15 protein-coding genes are annotated in these 17,874 nt (G+C 64.3%); 10 read left to right on the forward strand and 5 right to left on the reverse strand.

From position 1 onward, the window contains the following. Positions 1 to 55: 55 nt before the first annotated feature. From RFA01S_RS12085 to RFA01S_RS12115, 7 genes are read left to right on the forward strand one after another with little or no spacing between them, the layout of a single operon-like run. Complete coding sequence (locus tag RFA01S_RS12085) at positions 56 to 982, forward strand: helix-turn-helix transcriptional regulator (protein ID WP_371828217.1); 927 nt, start codon at positions 56 to 58, stop codon at positions 980 to 982. Then, the gene (gene sufB, locus RFA01S_RS12090; protein WP_027497021.1) at positions 979 to 2,424 is read left to right on the forward strand and encodes a Fe-S cluster assembly protein SufB; all 1,446 of its coding nucleotides are present in this window, start codon (positions 979 to 981) and stop codon (positions 2,422 to 2,424) included. The genes RFA01S_RS12085 and sufB overlap by 4 nt, the downstream gene beginning before the upstream one ends. Before the next feature lie 24 nt (positions 2,425 to 2,448). Then, entirely contained in the window at positions 2,449 to 3,639 is a 1,191-nt protein-coding gene (gene sufD, locus RFA01S_RS12095) for a Fe-S cluster assembly protein SufD (protein ID WP_139278438.1), read from the forward strand. A gap of 39 nt (positions 3,640 to 3,678) precedes the next feature. Beyond that, on the forward strand, positions 3,679 to 4,455 hold the full coding sequence (gene sufC, locus RFA01S_RS12100) for a Fe-S cluster assembly ATPase SufC (protein WP_027497023.1): 777 nt from the start codon (positions 3,679 to 3,681) through the stop codon (positions 4,453 to 4,455). Positions 4,456 to 4,457: 2 nt separating this feature from the next. Continuing rightward, positions 4,458 to 5,750, forward strand: a complete 1,293-nt coding sequence (locus RFA01S_RS12105) for a cysteine desulfurase (protein WP_032408273.1) — start codon at positions 4,458 to 4,460, stop codon at positions 5,748 to 5,750. Continuing rightward, the gene (sufU, locus tag RFA01S_RS12110; protein ID WP_032372456.1) at positions 5,750 to 6,247 is read left to right on the forward strand and encodes a Fe-S cluster assembly sulfur transfer protein SufU; all 498 of its coding nucleotides are present in this window, start codon (positions 5,750 to 5,752) and stop codon (positions 6,245 to 6,247) included. The genes RFA01S_RS12105 and sufU overlap by 1 nt, the downstream gene beginning before the upstream one ends. After that, positions 6,244 to 6,624 (forward strand): metal-sulfur cluster assembly factor, encoded by a 381-nt coding sequence (locus tag RFA01S_RS12115; RefSeq protein ID WP_027497026.1) that lies wholly within the window; start codon positions 6,244 to 6,246, stop codon positions 6,622 to 6,624. Before sufU ends, RFA01S_RS12115 begins: the two co-directional genes overlap by 4 nt. A gap of 21 nt (positions 6,625 to 6,645) precedes the next feature. On the opposite strand, the gene ku is transcribed toward RFA01S_RS12115, so the two are convergent. The 3 genes from ku to RFA01S_RS12130 are packed head-to-tail and all read right to left on the reverse strand — an operon-like array spanning position 6,646 to position 9,596. Further along, positions 6,646 to 7,617, reverse strand: a complete 972-nt coding sequence (gene ku / locus RFA01S_RS12120) for a non-homologous end joining protein Ku (RefSeq protein WP_032365768.1) — start codon at positions 7,615 to 7,617, stop codon at positions 6,646 to 6,648. Positions 7,618 to 7,668: 51 nt separating this feature from the next. Next, the gene (locus RFA01S_RS12125) at positions 7,669 to 8,811 is read right to left on the reverse strand and encodes a lycopene cyclase family protein (RefSeq protein ID WP_032372455.1); all 1,143 of its coding nucleotides are present in this window, start codon (positions 8,809 to 8,811) and stop codon (positions 7,669 to 7,671) included. Further along, positions 8,808 to 9,596 carry an SDR family oxidoreductase gene (locus RFA01S_RS12130; RefSeq protein WP_045841762.1) on the reverse strand — a complete coding sequence of 263 codons (789 nt, stop codon included), beginning with the start codon at positions 9,594 to 9,596 and terminating at the stop codon, positions 8,808 to 8,810. The genes RFA01S_RS12125 and RFA01S_RS12130 overlap by 4 nt, the downstream gene beginning before the upstream one ends. Before the next feature lie 156 nt (positions 9,597 to 9,752). Between RFA01S_RS12130 and RFA01S_RS12135 the strand changes: the two genes are divergently transcribed. Further along, the gene (locus tag RFA01S_RS12135) at positions 9,753 to 11,384 is read left to right on the forward strand and encodes an ABC-F family ATP-binding cassette domain-containing protein (RefSeq protein ID WP_027497030.1); all 1,632 of its coding nucleotides are present in this window, start codon (positions 9,753 to 9,755) and stop codon (positions 11,382 to 11,384) included. On the opposite strand, the gene RFA01S_RS12140 is transcribed toward RFA01S_RS12135, so the two are convergent. Next, on the reverse strand, positions 11,372 to 11,953 hold the full coding sequence (locus RFA01S_RS12140) for a TetR/AcrR family transcriptional regulator (RefSeq protein ID WP_027497031.1): 582 nt from the start codon (positions 11,951 to 11,953) through the stop codon (positions 11,372 to 11,374). The two genes, RFA01S_RS12135 and RFA01S_RS12140, sit on opposite strands and share 13 nt — an antisense overlap. 117 nt (positions 11,954 to 12,070) lie before the next feature. Next, positions 12,071 to 14,881, reverse strand: coding sequence for an aconitate hydratase (locus RFA01S_RS12145; RefSeq protein ID WP_027497032.1), 2,811 nt, complete (start codon positions 14,879 to 14,881; stop codon positions 12,071 to 12,073). 347 nt (positions 14,882 to 15,228) lie between these two features. On the opposite strand from RFA01S_RS12145, the gene RFA01S_RS12150 reads away from it, so the two are divergent. Both RFA01S_RS12150 and RFA01S_RS12155 read left to right on the forward strand, forming a co-directional pair. After that, positions 15,229 to 15,771 carry an Rv1476 family membrane protein gene (locus tag RFA01S_RS12150; protein WP_032372454.1) on the forward strand — a complete coding sequence of 181 codons (543 nt, stop codon included), beginning with the start codon at positions 15,229 to 15,231 and terminating at the stop codon, positions 15,769 to 15,771. Positions 15,772 to 16,174: 403 nt separating this feature from the next. Continuing rightward, a complete protein-coding gene (locus RFA01S_RS12155) occupies positions 16,175 to 17,725 on the forward strand; it encodes an NlpC/P60 family protein (protein WP_371129002.1) in 1,551 nt (516 codons plus the stop codon). The last annotated feature ends 149 nt before the right edge of the window (positions 17,726 to 17,874 follow it).

Here is a 17,874-nt window from a genome sequence, read left to right on the forward strand (position 1 = left end):
GGGAGCGTAGCTGTGTGCAATAGCGCGATTCACCCGGTCCTCCGGACTCCGCGGCCTGCGTAGCTCGGCTCGGATTCACCTGAGGGATAGGGCACCCTTGCTGGACCAGGTGAAACAATTCCGTCACACTGGTGTTGTGAAAACAACCGAGAGCTCGCTCGTGCGTCCGGAAAGCGTCGATCCATCGACCGCCGGAGCAGGCGCGTCGTCGGTGCGACCGGCATCGGCCCCCGAGGGGCAGACGCGGGGCGCAGTGGTCACCCTACTGCTCGAAGAGGGCCCCATCACCGCGTCCGATATCGGCACTCGCCTTGGATTGAGCGCGGCCGGTGTCCGGCGCCACCTCGATGCGCTCATCGATGCAGGCGAGGCCAGGATCACCACCCCGGCCGGAGCACGTCAGCGTGGACGCGGGCGACCGGCCAAGCATTTCCAGCTCACCGCAGCCGGCCGCAATCGGCTGGGCCACACCTACGACGATCTGGCCGGAGCCGCCATGCGGCAGCTGCGCAAGATCGGTGGCAACGACGCCATCGAGACGTTCGCGCGGCAACGCGTCAACACCATCGTTGCCGACGTCGAACCCGCGACCGGTTCCGACGCACATGCCGTGGAAACGGCGGCGGGAAGAATTGCCGACGCGTTCAGTGCGGCGGGATTCTCGGCCACCACGCGGCAAGTCGGCAACGGAGTGCAGATCTGCCAACACCATTGCCCGGTGTCGCACGTCGCAGCAGAGTTTCCCGAACTGTGCGAGGCCGAACAAGCAGCGTTCGCCGAGATCCTCGGCACGCATGTGCAGCGTCTTGCCACCATTGCGAACGGCAACTGCGCTTGCACCACACACGTACCGCTCACCTCGACGCGATCGAGGAGCGGTCGATCCGATACCGACGTATCGACAGATAGTTCACACAAGATGACGTCCGACACGCAGCCCCGTGTCGGAGAACGCACACGCCTCCGGAAGGAGCCCGCATGACCGTCACACCAGACCAGGTGACACCCGCCGCGCCGCTGACTCAGGACGAGACCATCGCATCGCTCGGCACCTACGGATACGGCTGGGCCGATTCCGACGTGGCCGGCGCGAGCGCCAAGCGCGGCTTGTCCGAGGCTGTCGTCCGTGACATCTCGGCCAAGAAGAGCGAGCCCGAGTGGATGCTCGAAGCCCGTCTGAAGGCTCTCAAGACCTTCGACCGCAAGCCCATGCCCAACTGGGGTTCCGACCTGGACGGCATCGACTTCGACAACATCAAGTACTTCGTGCGGTCCAGCGAGAAGCAGGCCGCTACGTGGGACGACCTGCCCGAGGACATCAAGAACACGTACGACAAGCTCGGCATCCCCGAGGCCGAGAAGCAGCGCCTCGTCTCCGGTGTCGCCGCTCAGTACGAGTCCGAGGTCGTCTACCACTCGATCCGTGAGGACCTCGAGGCGCAGGGTGTGTTGTTCCTCGACACCGACACCGCACTCAAAGAGCAGCCGGAGCTGTTCCGCGAGTACTTCGGCACCGTCATTCCGGCAGGCGACAACAAGTTCTCTGCGTTGAACACCGCAGTGTGGTCCGGTGGATCGTTCATCTACATCCCGCCGGGCGTGCACGTCGACATCCCGCTGCAGGCCTACTTCCGGATCAACACCGAGAACATGGGCCAGTTCGAGCGCACGCTGATCATCGTCGACGAGGGTGCCTACGTGCACTACGTCGAGGGCTGCACCGCGCCGATCTACAAGTCCGATTCGCTGCACTCCGCCGTGGTCGAGATCATCGTCAAGAAGGGTGGTCGTTGCCGGTACACGACCATTCAGAACTGGTCGAACAACGTCTACAACCTGGTCACCAAGCGCGCCAAGGCAGAAGCAGGCGCAACGATGGAGTGGGTCGACGGCAACATCGGCTCCAAGGTCACCATGAAGTACCCGGCTGTGTGGATGACCGGCGAATACGCCAAGGGCGAGGTTCTCTCGGTCGCGTTCGCAGGGCCCGATCAGCACCAGGACACCGGTTCCAAGATGCTGCACCTGGCACCGCACACGTCGTCGAACATCGTCAGCAAGTCCGTCGCCCGTGGCGGTGGACGGACGTCCTACCGCGGTCTGATCCAGATCAACAAGGGCGCGCACGGCTCTCGTTCGACGGTCAAGTGCGACGCCCTGCTGGTCGACACGATCAGTCGGTCCGACACCTACCCGTACGTCGACATCCGTGAGGACGACGTGTCGATGGGTCACGAGGCCACTGTCTCGAAGGTCAGCGACGATCAGTTGTTCTACCTGATGAGTCGCGGCATGACCGAGGACGAAGCGATGGCCATGGTCGTCCGCGGATTCGTCGAGCCCATTGCTCGCGAACTGCCGATGGAGTACGCGCTCGAGCTCAACCGGCTCATCGAGTTGCAGATGGAAGGGTCGGTCGGATAAGTGAACAACCCCCTCACCGGAGTCATGGGTGCCGTGGCATCCGAGAACCCCGATTCCGCCAAGGAAGACAAGTCGAAGCTCGTCGCCAACAAGGGCGCTCAATTCACGTCGTACGACGTGAACGCGTTCGAGGTGCCGTCGGGCCGCGACGAACTGTGGCGCTTCACGCCGCTGCGTCGCCTTCGCGGCCTGCACGACGGTTCGGCAGTCGCCGACGGGACCGCTCAGGTCACCGTCGGGGCTGCAGACCAGGTGGTCGTGGAGACCGTGGGACGCGACGACGATCGACTCGGGAAGGCCGGCGTGCCTGCCGACCGGATTGCCGCACAGGCATATTCGGCCTTCACCGAGGCCACGATCGTCAGTGTTCCCAACGAGGTCGAGGTAACGGAGCCGATCGAGATCACGATCGACGGACCGGGCGTCGACCACGTCGCCTACGGACACGTGCAGATTCGCCTCGGCACGTTTGCTCGCGCCACCGTTGTGATCGATCAGCGCGGCAGCGGCACGTACGCCGAGAACGTCGAGTTCGTGCTGGGTGACAGCTCGCAGTTGCACGTCGTGCTGATCCAGGACTGGCAGTCGGACGCGGTGCACGTGGCCGCCCACCACGCCCTGCTCGGACGTGACTCGGTGTTGCGCCACTACAACGTCAGCCTCGGCGGCGACTTGGTGCGCATCAGCCCGACCGTGCGCTACAGCGCGCCCGGCGGTGACGCGAACATGCTCGGTGTGTACTTCGCCGACGCCGGTCAGCACCTCGAGCAGCGACTGCTCGTCGACCATTCGGCTCCGCATTGCAAGTCGAACGTGATGTACAAGGGCGCGCTCCAGGGTGAAACCGGACCCGGCACCGTCGACGCACACACCGTATGGATCGGCGACGTTCTCATTCGCGCCGAGGCCGAGGGCACCGAGACGTACGAACTGAACCGAAATCTCGTGCTCACCGACGGCGCTCGCGCCGATTCGGTACCGAACCTGGAAATCGAAACCGGCGAGATCGTCGGAGCAGGGCACGCCAGTGCTACCGGCCGATTCGACGACGAGCAGCTGTTCTACCTGCGTGCTCGCGGCATCTCGGAGGAGGTGGCCCGTCGACTGGTGGTCCGCGGCTTCTTCCACGAAATCATCGACAAGATTCCGGTCCCCGCCGTACGCGAGCGTCTCGATGCTGCCATCGAGACCGAGCTCGCCGTCGTCGGCGCGTAGGCCCAACCGAACCTTTCTCGACTGCACAAAGGAACTTTGATGTCCACACTCGAAATCCGCGATCTGCACGTCAGCGTCGCCAACACCGACTCGTCCGCCGAGCCGATCGACATCCTCAAAGGTGTCGATCTGACCGTGAAGTCCGGCGAGACGCACGCGATCATGGGGCCCAACGGCTCCGGCAAGTCCACCTTGTCGTACGCCATTGCCGGCCACCCGAAGTACACCGTCACCTCCGGCACCATCACCCTCGACGGTGAAGACGTTCTCGAGATGAGCGTCGACGAGCGCGCCCGCGCAGGTCTGTTCCTGGCGATGCAGTACCCGGTGGAGGTGCCCGGAGTGTCGATGTCGAACTTCCTGCGCACCGCCGCCACCGCCGTGCGCGGCGAAGCCCCCAAGCTGCGGCACTGGGTCAAGGAAGCCAAGACCGCCATGAGCGAGCTCGAAATCGAGGCGAACTTCCTCGAGCGCAACGTCAACGAGGGTTTCTCCGGCGGCGAGAAGAAGCGTCACGAGATCCTGCAGCTGGGACTACTCAAGCCGAAGATCGCCATCCTCGACGAGACCGATTCCGGCCTCGACGTCGACGCTTTGCGCGTGGTGTCCGAGGGCGTGAACAAGTACAAGGAGCGTGAAGACGGGGGAGTGCTGCTGATCACGCACTACACCCGCATTCTTCGCTACATCAAGCCCGACTTCGTGCACGTCTTCGTCAACGGTGAGATCGTCAAGTCCGGCGGCGCCGAGCTGGCCGACGAGCTCGAGGCCAACGGCTACGCCGGCTACACGCAGGCCGCGACCACCGGAGCATGAGTATGGCTGCACCGGCAGCTGTGGCGGTAGCGACATCGTTCGATGTCGCTACCGTTCGCCGCGATTTTCCTATCCTCTCGCGCACCGTCCGCGACGGAAAGCCGTTGGTGTATCTGGATTCCGGCGCAACCTCGCAGCGGCCGGTGCAGGTGCTCGACGCCGAACGCGAGTTCCTCACCACCTGTAACGCGGCGGTGCACCGCGGGGCGCACCAGCTGGCCGAGGAAGCCACCGACGCGTACGAGGGAGCCAGGGCGGATATCGCCGCGTTCGTCGGTGCAGACGTCGACGAGATCGTCTTCACCAAGAACGCAACCGAGTCGCTCAACCTCGTGACGTACGTGTTGGCCGATCAGCGCTTCGATCGTCATCTCGGACCCGGTGACGAGATCGTCGTCACCGAACTCGAACACCACGCCAATCTCGTTCCGTGGCAAGAGCTTGCGGCCCGTACCGGCGCAACTCTGCGGTGGTACGGATTGACCGACGACGGTCGAATCGACCTCGACTCGCTGGAATTGTCGTCCGCGGTGAAGGTCGTCGCGTTCACCCACCAGTCGAACGTGACCGGTGCCGTCGCTCCCGTCGAGGAGTTGGTGCGTCGCGCCCGAGCTGTCGGCGCGCTCGTCGTTCTCGACGCGTGCCAATCCGTGCCCCATATGAAGGTCGATTTCCACGACCTCGATGTCGACTACGCAGCGTTCTCCGGCCACAAGATGCTGGGACCCTCGGGTGTCGGAGTGTTGTACGGCAAGGCCGCGCTGCTCGATGCGATGCCGCCGTTCATCACCGGCGGATCGATGATCGAAACGGTCACGATGGAGAAGACGACGTTCGCTCCTCCGCCGCAACGCTTCGAGGCCGGTGTGCCCATGACGTCGCAGGTCATCGGGCTCGGTGCCGCCGTGCGGTACCTCGACAACATCGGTATCGACGCCGTGGCAGCTCACGAAAAGACCTTGGTCGCAGCGACTCTCGCCGAGTTCGCAAAGATCGACGGCGTTAGAGTCATCGGTCCGACGGAGAACGTCGATCGAGGTTCGGCAGTGTCGTTCGTCGTCGACGGTATCCACGCACACGACCTGGGGCAGATTCTCGACGACGAAGGCGTCGCCATTCGCGTCGGTCATCATTGCGCGTGGCCACTGCATCGGCGCTTCGGAGTGGCAGCGACCGCGCGGGCGTCCTTCGCGTTGTACAACACGGTCGAGGAAGTGCAGGTGCTCGCGAACGCGATTCGTCGCGCGCAATCGTTCTTCGGCACCGACCGCAACGGTGAGGAGGGACACGCCTGATGCGAATGGAACAGATGTACCAGGAAGTGATCCTCGATCACTACAAGCATCCGCACGGTCGTGGACTGCGCGAGCCGTTCGGTGCGGAGGTGCACCACGTCAATCCCACCTGCGGCGACGAGGTGACTCTGCGGGTTCACGTCGACAACGGCACCGTTGCGGACGTCTCGTACGACGGCCAGGGTTGCTCGATCAGCCAAGCCTCCACGTCGGTGCTGACCGATCAGGTGGTCGGCTTGTCAGTTCAGGACGCCCTGAAGACCGTGGATTCGTTCAGCGAGATGGTCGGCAGCAGAGGTACCGTCGAGGGAGACGAAGACGTCATCGGCGACGGCATTGCGTTCGCCGGTGTGGCCAAGTATCCGGCTCGCGTGAAATGCGCCTTGCTGGGTTGGATGGCTTTCAAGGATGCGGTTGTTCAAGTAGTGGACGCAGATACGACAGCTACGACGGGCGGGACCGCCCAGTCGGCACTTTCCGGAGGACAGCAATCATGACCGACGCAACAGAGACCACACCGGCTGTGACGACGACGCCGGTGGAACTCACCGCCGACGAGATCAAGGTACTCGAGGACCTCGAAGAAGCGATGCGCGACGTCGTCGACCCCGAGCTGGGAATCAACGTCGTCGATCTCGGTTTGGTCTACGACATCAAGATCGACGCCGAGGACATCGTCACCGTCGACATGACACTGACATCGGCGGCCTGCCCGTTGACGGACGTCATCGAGGATCAGGCCCGTGGTGCGCTCGTGCGCAGTGGGCTCGCCGCCGACCTCAAGATCAACTGGGTCTGGATGCCGCCGTGGGGACCGGACAAGATCACCGACGACGGACGCGAGCAGCTTCGGGCCCTCGGCTTCACCGTCTGACGGTCCGGTCCGGCTGCCCCGTCACGCACCCTTCGCTTCGTCGGTCGACGGGGCAGCCTTCTTTGCTGCGGCCTTCTTGGCCGGAGCCTTTTTTGCCGGGGTCTTCCGCGCAGTGGTCTTCTTGGCAGCGGTCTTCTTGGCCGGTGTCTTCGACGACGAAGATTTCGACGATGATGATGTCGACGAATCGGACCCCGACTTCGCGTTCTTTCCCGCGGCCTCGACGCTGCGCTGGAGGGCGGCGACCAGATCCACGACCTCCGCGTCCTCGCCGTCGTCCTGTGACTCGGCCTCGGTGTGGATGACCTTCTCGCCACCGTTCGCCAGTGTCTCGTCGATCAGTTTGCGCAGTTCGATCTGGTAGTCGTCGGTGTACTCCGTCGGATCGAATTCCGAGGACATGCTCTCGACGAGCGACGTCGCCATCTTCACTTCTTGCGGGCGCGCCGACGGGGCGTCGTCGAGCGACGGAAATTCTGCGGCTCGTACCTCGTCCGGCCACAGCAGAGTCTGGATGACCAGCACGTTGTCACGGACCCGCAAGGCGGCCAGCCGCGTCTTCTGTCGCAGCGTGAAATGGACCAGCGCGGTGCGTTCGGTTTCTTCCAGCGTCTCTCGCAGCAGTACGTACGCCTTGGGCGACGACGAGTCGGGCTCCAGGAAGTAACTCTTGTCGTAGAGGATCGGATCGATCTGCTCGGTCGGAACGAATTCGAGAACGGGGATCTCGTGCTTCTCGGCAGCGGGGAGTTTGTCGAAGTCGTCGTCGGTGAGGATCACGCGCTCGCCGTCGGGCGAGTCGTACGCCTTGTCGATGTCGGCGAACTGGACCGATTTTCCGCATTCCTGGCAGATGCGGTCGTACTTGATTCGTCCGCCGTCCTTTGCGTGCACTTGATGAAACCGGATGTCGTGTTGCTCGGTGGCCGAGTAGACCTTCACCGGAACGTTGACGAGTCCGAAGGCGATCGAGCCTTTCCAAATGCTGCGCATGTGTTCATGATCGCCGACCGGGCGCCTGTGTGTCGACCGTTGCCGAGAAACTCAGCCGCGTCTCGGAGCGTGGACGACGGTGCGCGCGATAGCGAGCCTGGCCGAGACCGGAAGTGTAGGGAACATTCTCAGCATTGCGGTCATGGTCCCCATGGCGTCGTCGTGGCCGGACAGGTAGGAGCGTTGCAGTTCGACCGGCAGCGAGAAGAAGCTGGCGAAGAACTGCGGAACCATCTCCGGCTCGAGGCTCAACGCAGTGCGCAGACCGAGATTGCGTAGCTTCTGCACCGTCCAGGTGTGGAGTGCACGTCGGCTCCCCGGCTTGCCGGTGCGAAGTCCGTCGACCAGGTGATCGGCAGACGCCAACGACGCGGCGACGCTGTATCCCGTCGCCGGATGCATCAGATTCGACCGCGACCCGAACAAGACGGGACCGCTTCGTGGGGTGTGCAGCCGTGAGCGCGGCGGAGGTTCGACCGAAAAGCGCACCCGCTCGACGTCCTCGGTCCCGGTCGGCACGAGATCGCGTCGGGCGAGACGATGATGCAGACGAGTCCGGAGTACATCGAGGTGGAGGGCAGGCCTGCCGACCAGGCACGTTTCTTCGAGCAGAACGCGGTGGTCGTCGAGTGCGACGGCATAGAGAAAACTCGGAGCGTCACCGGGTCGTACGCCGTTGTCGGTACGCCAATCCATGAACCAGGCGTCGGAGCCTTCCAGAATGGGCTCGGCGCGTTCCCGCTCGACGACGATTCCGTATGCGGTCTGTTGCGCCAGATCACGCGAGTCGAGCGTTCCTCGCGCATCGACGACGTGGCGAGCCGTGACGACCGTCCCGTCGACGGTGGTGACGCGGGTGCCGGTGACGTCGACTGCGGTGCCCGCGTGCACTCGTACGAGGTCGAGAGACAGCGAGGCTTGCAGGGCATGGGTGTCGAGCACGCAGTACGTCCGGTCGATGACGCGATGCCGATCGGTCCACACTGCGGGCCTGCGTGCAGTCGAGGCGATTGCGGACTCCGAGAGCCATGACGGCAATTCGTCCGCCCATGCCGAGTAGGTCGGCGTCCAGGTTCTGGACGGGTGCGGATCGAGTGCGAGAACGTCCATACCCGCGGCCGCGCAGCGGTGGGCGATCGCGCGACCCGCCGGTCCCAGCCCGATCACGGCGACGTCGGCCGACAGGTCGCTCACATTCCGCCGGTGGCGAGCAGGCCACCGTCGACGCGCACCGTCTCGCCGGTGATCCACGAGGACGCGTCCGAGACCAGGAACGCGACGAGCGATGCCACGTCCTCGGGGGTACCGAGTCGCTTCATCGGGTAGCCGGCCGCTGCTGCTTCTTCGCCGCCGGCGAACAACGCCTCGGCGAACTTGGTCTTCACCACGCCCGGCGCCACCGCGTTGACGCGGATCTTCGGACCGAGCTGCCATGCCAGCTCCTCGGTGAGCCGAATCAACGCAGCTTTGGATGCGCCGTACGCGGCAATGACTCCGGTGGAGCGGATGCCTGCGACGCTGGCGATGTTGACGACCGCACCGCCGTGTTCTCCCATCCACGCATGGAACGCGTTCTGCACGAAGCCGAGCGTGCCGACGACGTTGGTGTCGAAGATCTTGCTGACACCGACGAGGTCGGCATCCATCAGCGAGCCGTAGACGGGGTTGATACCGGTGTTGTTGACCAGGATGTCCAGCGAACCGAAGGTCTCGACGGTGCGGTCCACTGCGGTGCGCCGATGTTCCGGGTCGCCCGCGTTACCGTCCAGCGCGAGTACGGAGTCGCCGAGTTCCGCCGCGACGGCCAGCAACGGTTCCCGCTTACGCGCAGTGATGGCCACGTTGGCACCGCGCGCGAGCAGTTCTGCGGCGATCGCGCGGCCGATGCCTCGACTACCCCCGGTGACCAGTGCGGTCCGTCCGGTGAGGTCGAGGGGCAGGGCTGGGCGGGCAGTGGCCGTTTCGGTGACGTCGGTCATCGCTCAGACGTTACCGGGGTCACCTGCGTTCCTGGGTGGAGGCACGTGAATGCTGAGCTAAAATGGGGGTTTGCTGTGCCGACCTACGGCGCTTTCATTGCTCGCTCGTCGGTCGACGAGCACTCATCTTGTTCGGCAATCGCTAGGAGCTCACGCGTGATCACCGCCACCGACCTCGAAGTTCGTGCCGGTGTGCGGACCCTTCTGTCCACCGAGGGGCCCGCGCTCCGCGTGCAGGCAGGTGACCGCATCGGGCTGGTCGGCCGCAACGGTGCCGGAAAAACCACCACGCTGCGCATCCTGGCGGGCGAGGGCGAACCGTATGCCGGCGAGGTCGTACGCACCGGAGATCTCGGCTACCTCCCGCAAGATCCCAAAGAGGGCGACCTGGACGTGCTGGCCAAGGACCGGGTGCTGTCGGCCCGCGGGCTGGACACCCTCCTGCACAGTATGGAGAAGCAGCAGGCTCTGATGGCCGAGGTTGCCGACGAGACATTGCTCGACAAAGCTGTCCGTAAGTACGGCGAGCTGGAAGAGCGGTTCGCGTCCCTCGGCGGCTACGAAGCCGAAAGCGAAGCGGCTCGCATCTGCAACAGCCTCGGCTTGGCCGACCGCATTCTCGGTCAACCGCTGCGAACCCTGTCCGGTGGTCAACGTCGACGCGTCGAACTCGCTCGCATTCTGTTCGCCGCGTCCGACGGCAGTGGCGGACGCTCGAACACCACATTGCTGCTCGACGAGCCCACCAACCACCTCGACGCCGATTCCATCACCTGGTTGCGCAGTTTCCTGCAGAACCACGAGGGCGGACTCATCGTGATCAGTCACGATGTCGAACTGCTCGGTGATGTCGTGAACAGGGTGTGGTTCCTCGATGCAGTGCGCGGTGAGGCCGACATCTACAACATGAACTGGAAGAAGTACCTCGACGCACGCGCCACGGACGAGCAACGGCGCCGTCGCGAACGCGCGAACGCGGAGAAGAAGGCGGGTGCGCTGCGCGTCCAGGCCGCCAAGATGGGTGCCAAGGCAACCAAAGCCGTTGCGGCACAGAACATGGCCAAACGAGCAGACAAGCTGATGGCCAACCTCGATGCGGAGCGCGTATCCGACAAGGTTGCGCACATTCGCTTCCCTGAGCCTGCTCCCTGCGGCAAGACTCCGTTGATGGCCAAGAACCTGACCAAGATGTACGGGTCGCTGGAGATCTTCGCCGGCGTCGATCTGGCGATCGACAGAGGAAGTCGAGTGGTGGTGCTCGGGCTCAACGGTGCGGGCAAGACGACGCTGCTTCGGATCCTCGCGGGAACCGAGAAGGCCGACACCGGCGAGATCGAACCCGGCCACGGCATGCGCGTGGGTTACTTCGCCCAGGAGCACGACACCCTCGACGACATGGCGTCGGTGTGGGAGAACATCCGGCATGCGGCACCCGACACCGGCGAGCAGGAGCTCAGATCGCTACTCGGCGCCTTCATGTTCACCGGACCCCAGCTCGAACAGCCCGCAGGAACGCTGTCCGGCGGCGAGAAGACGCGTCTGGCGCTGGCCGGACTGGTGTCTTCGGCTGCGAACGTGCTGCTGCTCGACGAACCGACCAACAACCTCGATCCGATCTCACGCGAGCAGGTTCTCGACGCACTGCGCAGTTACAAGGGTGCTGTCGTTCTGGTGACTCACGATCCGGGTGCCGCCGAGGCGCTCTCACCAGAACGAGTCATCCTCCTTCCCGACGGCACCGAGGACCACTGGTCGCAGGACTACCTGGAACTGATTCAGCTGGCCTGACCCGGGTCGCGCCTGCGCACCGATTCTTCGACCAGATCCAGAATGGCCGACAGGTTCGACCCGCCGTTGCCCGACGCGATTCTGGCGACCAGACCGTCGAGAACCAGGTCCAGGTAGTCGGCCAGAACGTCGTTGGGAACGTCGTCCCGCAGTTTTCCTGCCGTTTTCTGGCGTTCGAGTCGGCCGAGTGTCGCGTCGGTCAGCTCGGCCGAACGCTCGGCCCAGCTGGTTCGGAAGTCGGCGTCGGTTCGTAGTCGTCGGGTGATCTCGAGCCGCGTTCCGAGCCACTCGAACTGCTCCGGCTGGGCCAGCATGTCTCGCATCACCTGAACCAGACCCTGCGTCGCCGCGACTTCGGCCATACGCCGGGCGTCCTCCTGCGCCAACGCGAGGAAGAGACCGTCCTTGTCCTTGAAGTGGTGGAAGATGGCTCCGCGGGAGAGGCCTGTCGCCTCCTCGAGGCGTCGCACGGTGGCACCCTCGTAGCCGAACTCTCCGAAGCATTTACGCGCACCGTCGAGAATTTCGCTGCGGCGGGCCGCCAGGTGGTCTTCACTGACCTTGGGCACGTGTGAAACTCCTACTTTCCGATGAAGGGGCCCGTACCGATACGGCGATGGGCCCGAAACACGTATCGAGTTCCGGGCCCATCGCTGTGCGTGGCGTTTGTCTACAGCGCCGTGTGACTAGCCTCTGATCATGTTGCGCAGGACGTACTGCAGGATTCCGCCGTTGCGGTAGTAGTCCGCTTCACCGGGGGTATCGATACGGACCACGGCGTCGAACTCGACCTTGGTTCCGTCTTCCTTGGTCGCGGTCACCGCCATCGTCTTCGGGGTGGTGCCCTCGTTCAGCTTCTCGACGCCGATGATGTCGAACGTCTCGGTGCCGTCGAGCTTGAGCGACGCGGCGCTCTCGCCTGCCGGGAACTGCAGCGGAACGACGCCCATGCCGATGAGGTTGGAGCGGTGGATGCGCTCGAACGACTCGGTGATGACCGCCTTGACGCCCAGGAGCGAGGTGCCCTTGGCCGCCCAGTCACGGGAGCTTCCGGAGCCGTACTCCTTGCCGCCCAGCACGACCAGCGGGATGCCGGCCTTCTGGTAGTTCTGCGACGCATCGTAGATGAACGATTGCGGGCCACCGTCCTGGGTGAAGTCGCGGGTGTAGCCACCCGAGACGTCGTCGAGCAGCTGGTTCTTCAGACGGATGTTCGCGAACGTTCCGCGAATCATGACCTCGTGGTTGCCACGACGCGATCCGAGCGAGTTGTAATCCTTGCGCTCCACGCCGTGCGAATCGAGGTACTGAGCGGCAGGCGTACCGGCCTTGATGGGTCCTGCCGGGCTGATGTGGTCGGTGGTGACCGAATCGCCGAGCAGGGCCAGCACGCGGGCACCCTTGATGTCCTCGACCGGAGCCGGGTCCATCGTCATACCGTCGAAGTACGGAGGCTTCCGCACGTACGTCGAGTTGGGATCCCACTCGAACGTGTCGCCCTCGGGGGTCGACAGGTTCTGCCAGCGGCTGTCACCGGCGAAGATCGTCTCGTAGGACTTGCTGAACATGTCCCGGCTGATCGAGGACTTGATCGTGTCCTCGATCTCCTGCGACGACGGCCAGATGTCCTTGAGGTACACCGGGTTGCCCTCGTGGTCGTTACCGAGCGCGTCGGTCTCGAAGTCGAAGTCCATCGTGCCCGCGAGGCCGTAAGCGATGACCAGCGGCGGCGACGCCAGGTAGTTCATCTTGACGTCGGGGGAGATGCGACCCTCGAAGTTGCGGTTGCCCGACAGCACGGCGGTCACCGAAAGATCGTTGTCGTTGATCGCCTTCGAGATCGGCTCGAGCAACGGGCCCGTGTTACCGATGCACGTGGTGCAGCCGTAGCCGCCCAGGAAGTAGCCGAGCTTCTCGAGGTACGGCCACAGGCCGGCCTTCTCGTAGTAGTCGGTCACGACCTGCGAACCGGGTGCCATGTTGGTCTTGACCCACGGCTTGGTGGACAGGCCCTTTTCGACGGCGTTCCGAGCGAGCAGTGCTGCGCCCAGCATGACCGACGGGTTGGAGGTGTTGGTGCAGGAGGTGATACCTGCCACCACGACGGCGCCATGGTCGAGAACGAACTCGCCTGCTTCGTCGGTGATGACACGAACCGGCTTGCTCGGGCGACCTTCGGAGCCGTATGCGGCCGACCGCACATCGACTGCATCGTCTTCCGCGAAGCTCAGCGACGCGGGATCGCTGGCCGGGAACGACTCGTTGAGGGCCTCGTCCAGCTTGCTGTCACCCTCGTGCGCCGGGTGGTTCTCCTCCACGTAGTTGTGGATGTCCTTGCGGAACGCAACCTTGGACTCGGACAACAGGATTCGGTCCTGCGGGCGCTTCGGGCCTGCGATGGACGGGACGACCGTGTTGAGGTCGAGCTCGATGTACTCGGAGTACACGGCTTCGTTCTTCGGGTCGTGCCACATGCCCTGTTCCTTGGCGTACGCCTCGACGAGAGCGAGCTGCTCGTCGCTGCGGCCGGTGAGGCGCAGGTAGTTGATCGTCTCTTCGTCGATCGGGAAAATGGCTGCGGTGGAGCCGAATTCGGGGCTCATGTTGCCGAGGGTGGCGCGGTTGGCGAGGGGAACCTCGGCCACACCTTCGCCGTAGAACTCGACGAACTTTCCGACGACGCCGTGCTTGCGCAGCATCTCGGTGGCGGTCAGAACGACGTCGGTGGCCGTGACTCCCGGCTGGATCTCGCCCGAGAGCTTGAAGCCGACTACACGCGGGATCAGCATCGACACGGGCTGGCCGAGCATGGCAGCTTCGGCTTCGATTCCGCCGACGCCCCAGCCGAGCACGCCGAGGCCGTTGACCATCGTCGTGTGCGAGTCGGTTCCGACGCAGGTGTCGGGGTACGCCTGACCCTTGCGGGTCATGACGGTCGGTGCGAGGTACTCGATGTTGACCTGGTGCACGATGCCCATGCCGGGCGGGACGACCTTGAAGTCGTCGAAGGCGCCCTGGCCCCAACGCAGGAACTGGTAACGCTCGCCGTTGCGCTCGTACTCGAGGTCGACGTTGCGCTCGAGTGCATCGGCGCGGCCGAACACGTCGAGGATGACCGAGTGGTCGATGACCATGTCGGCGGGGGAGAGGGGGTTGACCTTGTTGGGGTCGCCGCCGAGGGTGGTCACGGCCTCACGCATGGTGGCGAGGTCCACGACACACGGAACGCCGGTGAAGTCCTGCATGATGACTCGCGCAGGGGTGAACTGGATTTCGATACTCGGGTCGGCCGAGGGATCCCACGACGCGATCGAGCGAATATGGTCGGCGGTGATGTTGGCACCGTCCTCGGTGCGAAGGAGGTTCTCCGCGAGGACCTTCAGTGCATAGGGCAGTTTCTCGGCACCGGGCAAGGCCGACAGCCGAAAGATCTCGTACGAGTTCTCTCCGACTTCGAGGGTGCCCTTTGCACCGAATGAATTGTTACTTGCGGTCACTTCAGCTCCACTCGTCTATGAGGCACACCGCCGACGGGGCTGTGTCGACGGTTGAAGCGAGGCGCTGACCGTGTGTCTCGGCATGGCATCCGGCGTGCGGATTGCTTGCGGACCCTCGGGCAGTGTCTCGATGGAAGTCTAACAGTACGCTTGTCCTGTGAAAACGTGCGGGTCCGTTTCGCGGTGGACACCGCGAGAACGACCCACGTCACAATCCTCACGTAGTGCTTCGTGCGACGCAATGAAGGGCGGCCTCAGTTGCCGCGTCGGGCATACCTGCCTCCCGAGAATCGACGGCACCGTGACGTAGGGTTCCACGCGACTGGTTCCTACCGACTGGACGAGAGATGACTGAGCCGATCCACGCTGTTTCCCCACTTGCCACCGATATCCCGGCAGGTCTGGACGTCGACAGCATCGTCGCCACGGTCCGCGAGTCAGGAGTCAGTGCTCCTGCGGCAGAGCAGGACGGACTGACTGCCGCCGTGAACCGAGCCGAGGACCACGGAATCGATCTGAGCATCGTGATCGTCCCCGACGAACCGCGCCACGATTCGCAGCTACGCGACCTCGCCACTGCGGTCGGTGCCCGCGAGGGCGGAACGGTGTTGGTGCTGAGCCCGGGGCAGGTCGGAACGTTCAGCGACTCGATCAGCCGAGTGACACTCGAAGCCGGTCAGGATCGCACGTACACCGGAAATCACGTCGTCGCCGCCGACAACTTCGTCGACACACTCGTCGAGGACCAGACTCCGTGGGGCTTGCTGACGGGTGGGTTGGTGGTGATCGTCGCCGCGGTGGCCGCGTTGACAGCCGCTGTGAAGGTCCGGCGATACCGCGCGCGGTCGGCCACTGCCGACCCGCACGAAGCGCAGCCCGTCGAGCGCTGACGTAGCGCGCACATTCGTCATTCGACCGACCGACATCGACGCGCGATTACTCCACCGGACGTCGGTCCGGAAAAAGTCCGAAAAATTGTTTCGGGCAAACACCGAGTTCACGGCATTGTGCCTGGTGGAATTACAAATGTGTCATTTGTGACTGGAGTTTCTTTAGTGTGCGAAGTGTCGTACGGTGCCATTGGCACTGCTGGGGAAGGAGTGTCGCAGAAGGCAGGTGTCATCCGTGGGGAACTCGGGAGGCCACTGCTTCGGGTGTGACTGACGTGGTTCGCACCTGTCGTGTCGCTGCGCGCCACTTTCCCGCCCGGCGAACATGTTCACCGTCACCTGCGATCGGGGTGGGAACGGGGAACGCCTCGACGGCACGACGGTCCTCTCGGGACCCGAGTGAATGCCGGACCCGAGGGAGACATTTGTGAGCCGACGTCCAGTTCGCGGCACGCGCCGCAGAGCGCTCGTCCGTACCCGATTCGTACTGGCAGGTGCCGGTCTGGTTCTCGCGCTGACCGCGACCATGCCCGGAGTCGCCGCCGCGGTACCGCCGCCCCCGCCCAACCCGTCCGATACCGACATCGCCGCGGCCGGCAGCGCCGTCGACTCACGCCTGGGGCAGGTCGGACAGCTGATCGACGCGATCGCATCCGCCAACCAACAACTCGCACAGCTCGACGACGAGGTCGCCGTGAAGCGAGAAGGCGTCAACAAAGCACTGGTCGACCTGCAGAACGCACGGGACGCCGCCGACGTGGCCGCAGCAGTCGTAGGAGCAGCGCAGCAGGCGCTCGCCGATGCAGGCACACAGATTCAGGCAGCCCAGCGCAAGTTCGACGAATTCGCCAAATCGAGCTACACCCAGGGCTCGGGCGTCGCCTCGATGGCGTCGTTCCTCGGTTCGAGCGGACCGGACGACGTTCTCGACCGCGCCCAGGTCCTGAAGGTGCTGTCCAACAGCCAGAATGCCGTGCTCGACAGCCTCCAGCGGGCCCGAACCGAGCAGGCGAACCGGGACTCGGCCGCCCGCGAATCCAAGCAGCAGGCGGACGCGGCAGCGTCCGAAGCCGAATCCAAGAAGGCCGAGGCCGAGCAGGCCATCGCTGCAGCGCAGGCGGCGTTGCAAGCCGAGGCCGATCAGAAAGCCGCTATCGAGTCCCAGCGAGACGCCGCTCAGACCGAGCTCGACGCAGCCCGAAGCAATGTGGCCGGCCTCCAGGGTCAACGAGCCGCATACAGCGACTGGGAGGCGCAGAAGGCAGCAGAGGACGCAGCAATAGCAGCAGCCGCAGCTGCCGCTCGTGAGGCCGCGGTTCAGGCGGCGGCCCGGGTCTCGGCCAACCTGGCCGCACAACAGCGAGCCGCTGCGATCGCCGAGGGCCAACGCTCGCACGTCGATGTCGACGACGACTCGAGTTCGTCCACCGACTCCGACAGTTCGAGCGGAACCACGACTCCGACCCAGCCCACACCCAGCAAGCCCACTCCCAGCAAGCCCAAGCCCTCGACCACACCGTCGGTCACGGGCAGTGCTGCCGTGGAATTGGCGATCGACCGCGGGATGAGCCAGCTCGGTGTTCCGTATTCCTGGGGCGGCGGCGACGAGAACGGGCCGACCAAGGGAATCCGAGACGGCGGAGTCGCAGACAGTTACGGCGACTACAACAAGGTCGGCTTCGACTGCTCCGGCCTCATGATCTACGCATTCGCAGGTCTGGGTATCTCTCTGCCCCACTACACCGGCTACCAGTACACGGCAGGCAAGCAGGTTCCGTCGTCGCAGATGAAGCGTGGCGACATGATCTTCTACGGACCGAACGCCAGTCAGCACGTCGCGCTCTACCTCGGCGACGGGAAGATGCTCGAGGCTCCGCAATCCGGATCGGTGGTCAAGGTCTCCGACGTCAGATACAGCGGTATGACGCCGTACGCCGTGCGCATGGTGTCCTGAGCTCGCTGTCGCTCCCGAGGTCGCTGTTCGGTACTTCTGCGTCGTTCCGCAGGCTCCACTCCGGCGCGCGGGTCAGGGGTGGGTTTCGGCGCGCGCGAGCATCACCTGGAATAGTTGATCTCGGCGGTATGGAACGTGCCCGACGATGA

Origin of the sequence: Rhodococcoides fascians NBRC 12155 = LMG 3623 (assembly GCF_001894785.1) — a bacterium.
Classification (GTDB): Bacteria; Actinomycetota; Actinomycetes; order Mycobacteriales; family Mycobacteriaceae; genus Rhodococcoides; species Rhodococcoides fascians.

What these genes read in the sequence shown, in the direction of transcription:
- ku (WP_032365768.1), bottom strand. Translation starts at nt 7,617, where the DNA reads ATGCGCAGCATTTGGAAAGGCTCGATCGCCTTCGGACTCGTCAACGTT.
- RFA01S_RS12130 (WP_045841762.1), bottom strand. Translation starts at nt 9,596, where the DNA reads ATGACCGACGTCACCGAAACGGCCACTGCCCGCCCAGCCCTGCCCCTC.
- RFA01S_RS12105 (WP_032408273.1), top strand. Translation starts at nt 4,458, where the DNA reads ATGGCTGCACCGGCAGCTGTGGCGGTAGCGACATCGTTCGATGTCGCT.
- sufB (WP_027497021.1), top strand. Translation starts at nt 979, where the DNA reads ATGACCGTCACACCAGACCAGGTGACACCCGCCGCGCCGCTGACTCAG.
- RFA01S_RS12115 (WP_027497026.1), top strand. Translation starts at nt 6,244, where the DNA reads ATGACCGACGCAACAGAGACCACACCGGCTGTGACGACGACGCCGGTG.
- sufU (WP_032372456.1), top strand. Translation starts at nt 5,750, where the DNA reads ATGCGAATGGAACAGATGTACCAGGAAGTGATCCTCGATCACTACAAG.
- RFA01S_RS12155 (WP_371129002.1), top strand. Translation starts at nt 16,175, where the DNA reads ATGCCGGACCCGAGGGAGACATTTGTGAGCCGACGTCCAGTTCGCGGC.
- sufD (WP_139278438.1), top strand. Translation starts at nt 2,449, where the DNA reads ATGGGTGCCGTGGCATCCGAGAACCCCGATTCCGCCAAGGAAGACAAG.
- sufC (WP_027497023.1), top strand. Translation starts at nt 3,679, where the DNA reads ATGTCCACACTCGAAATCCGCGATCTGCACGTCAGCGTCGCCAACACC.
- RFA01S_RS12150 (WP_032372454.1), top strand. Translation starts at nt 15,229, where the DNA reads ATGACTGAGCCGATCCACGCTGTTTCCCCACTTGCCACCGATATCCCG.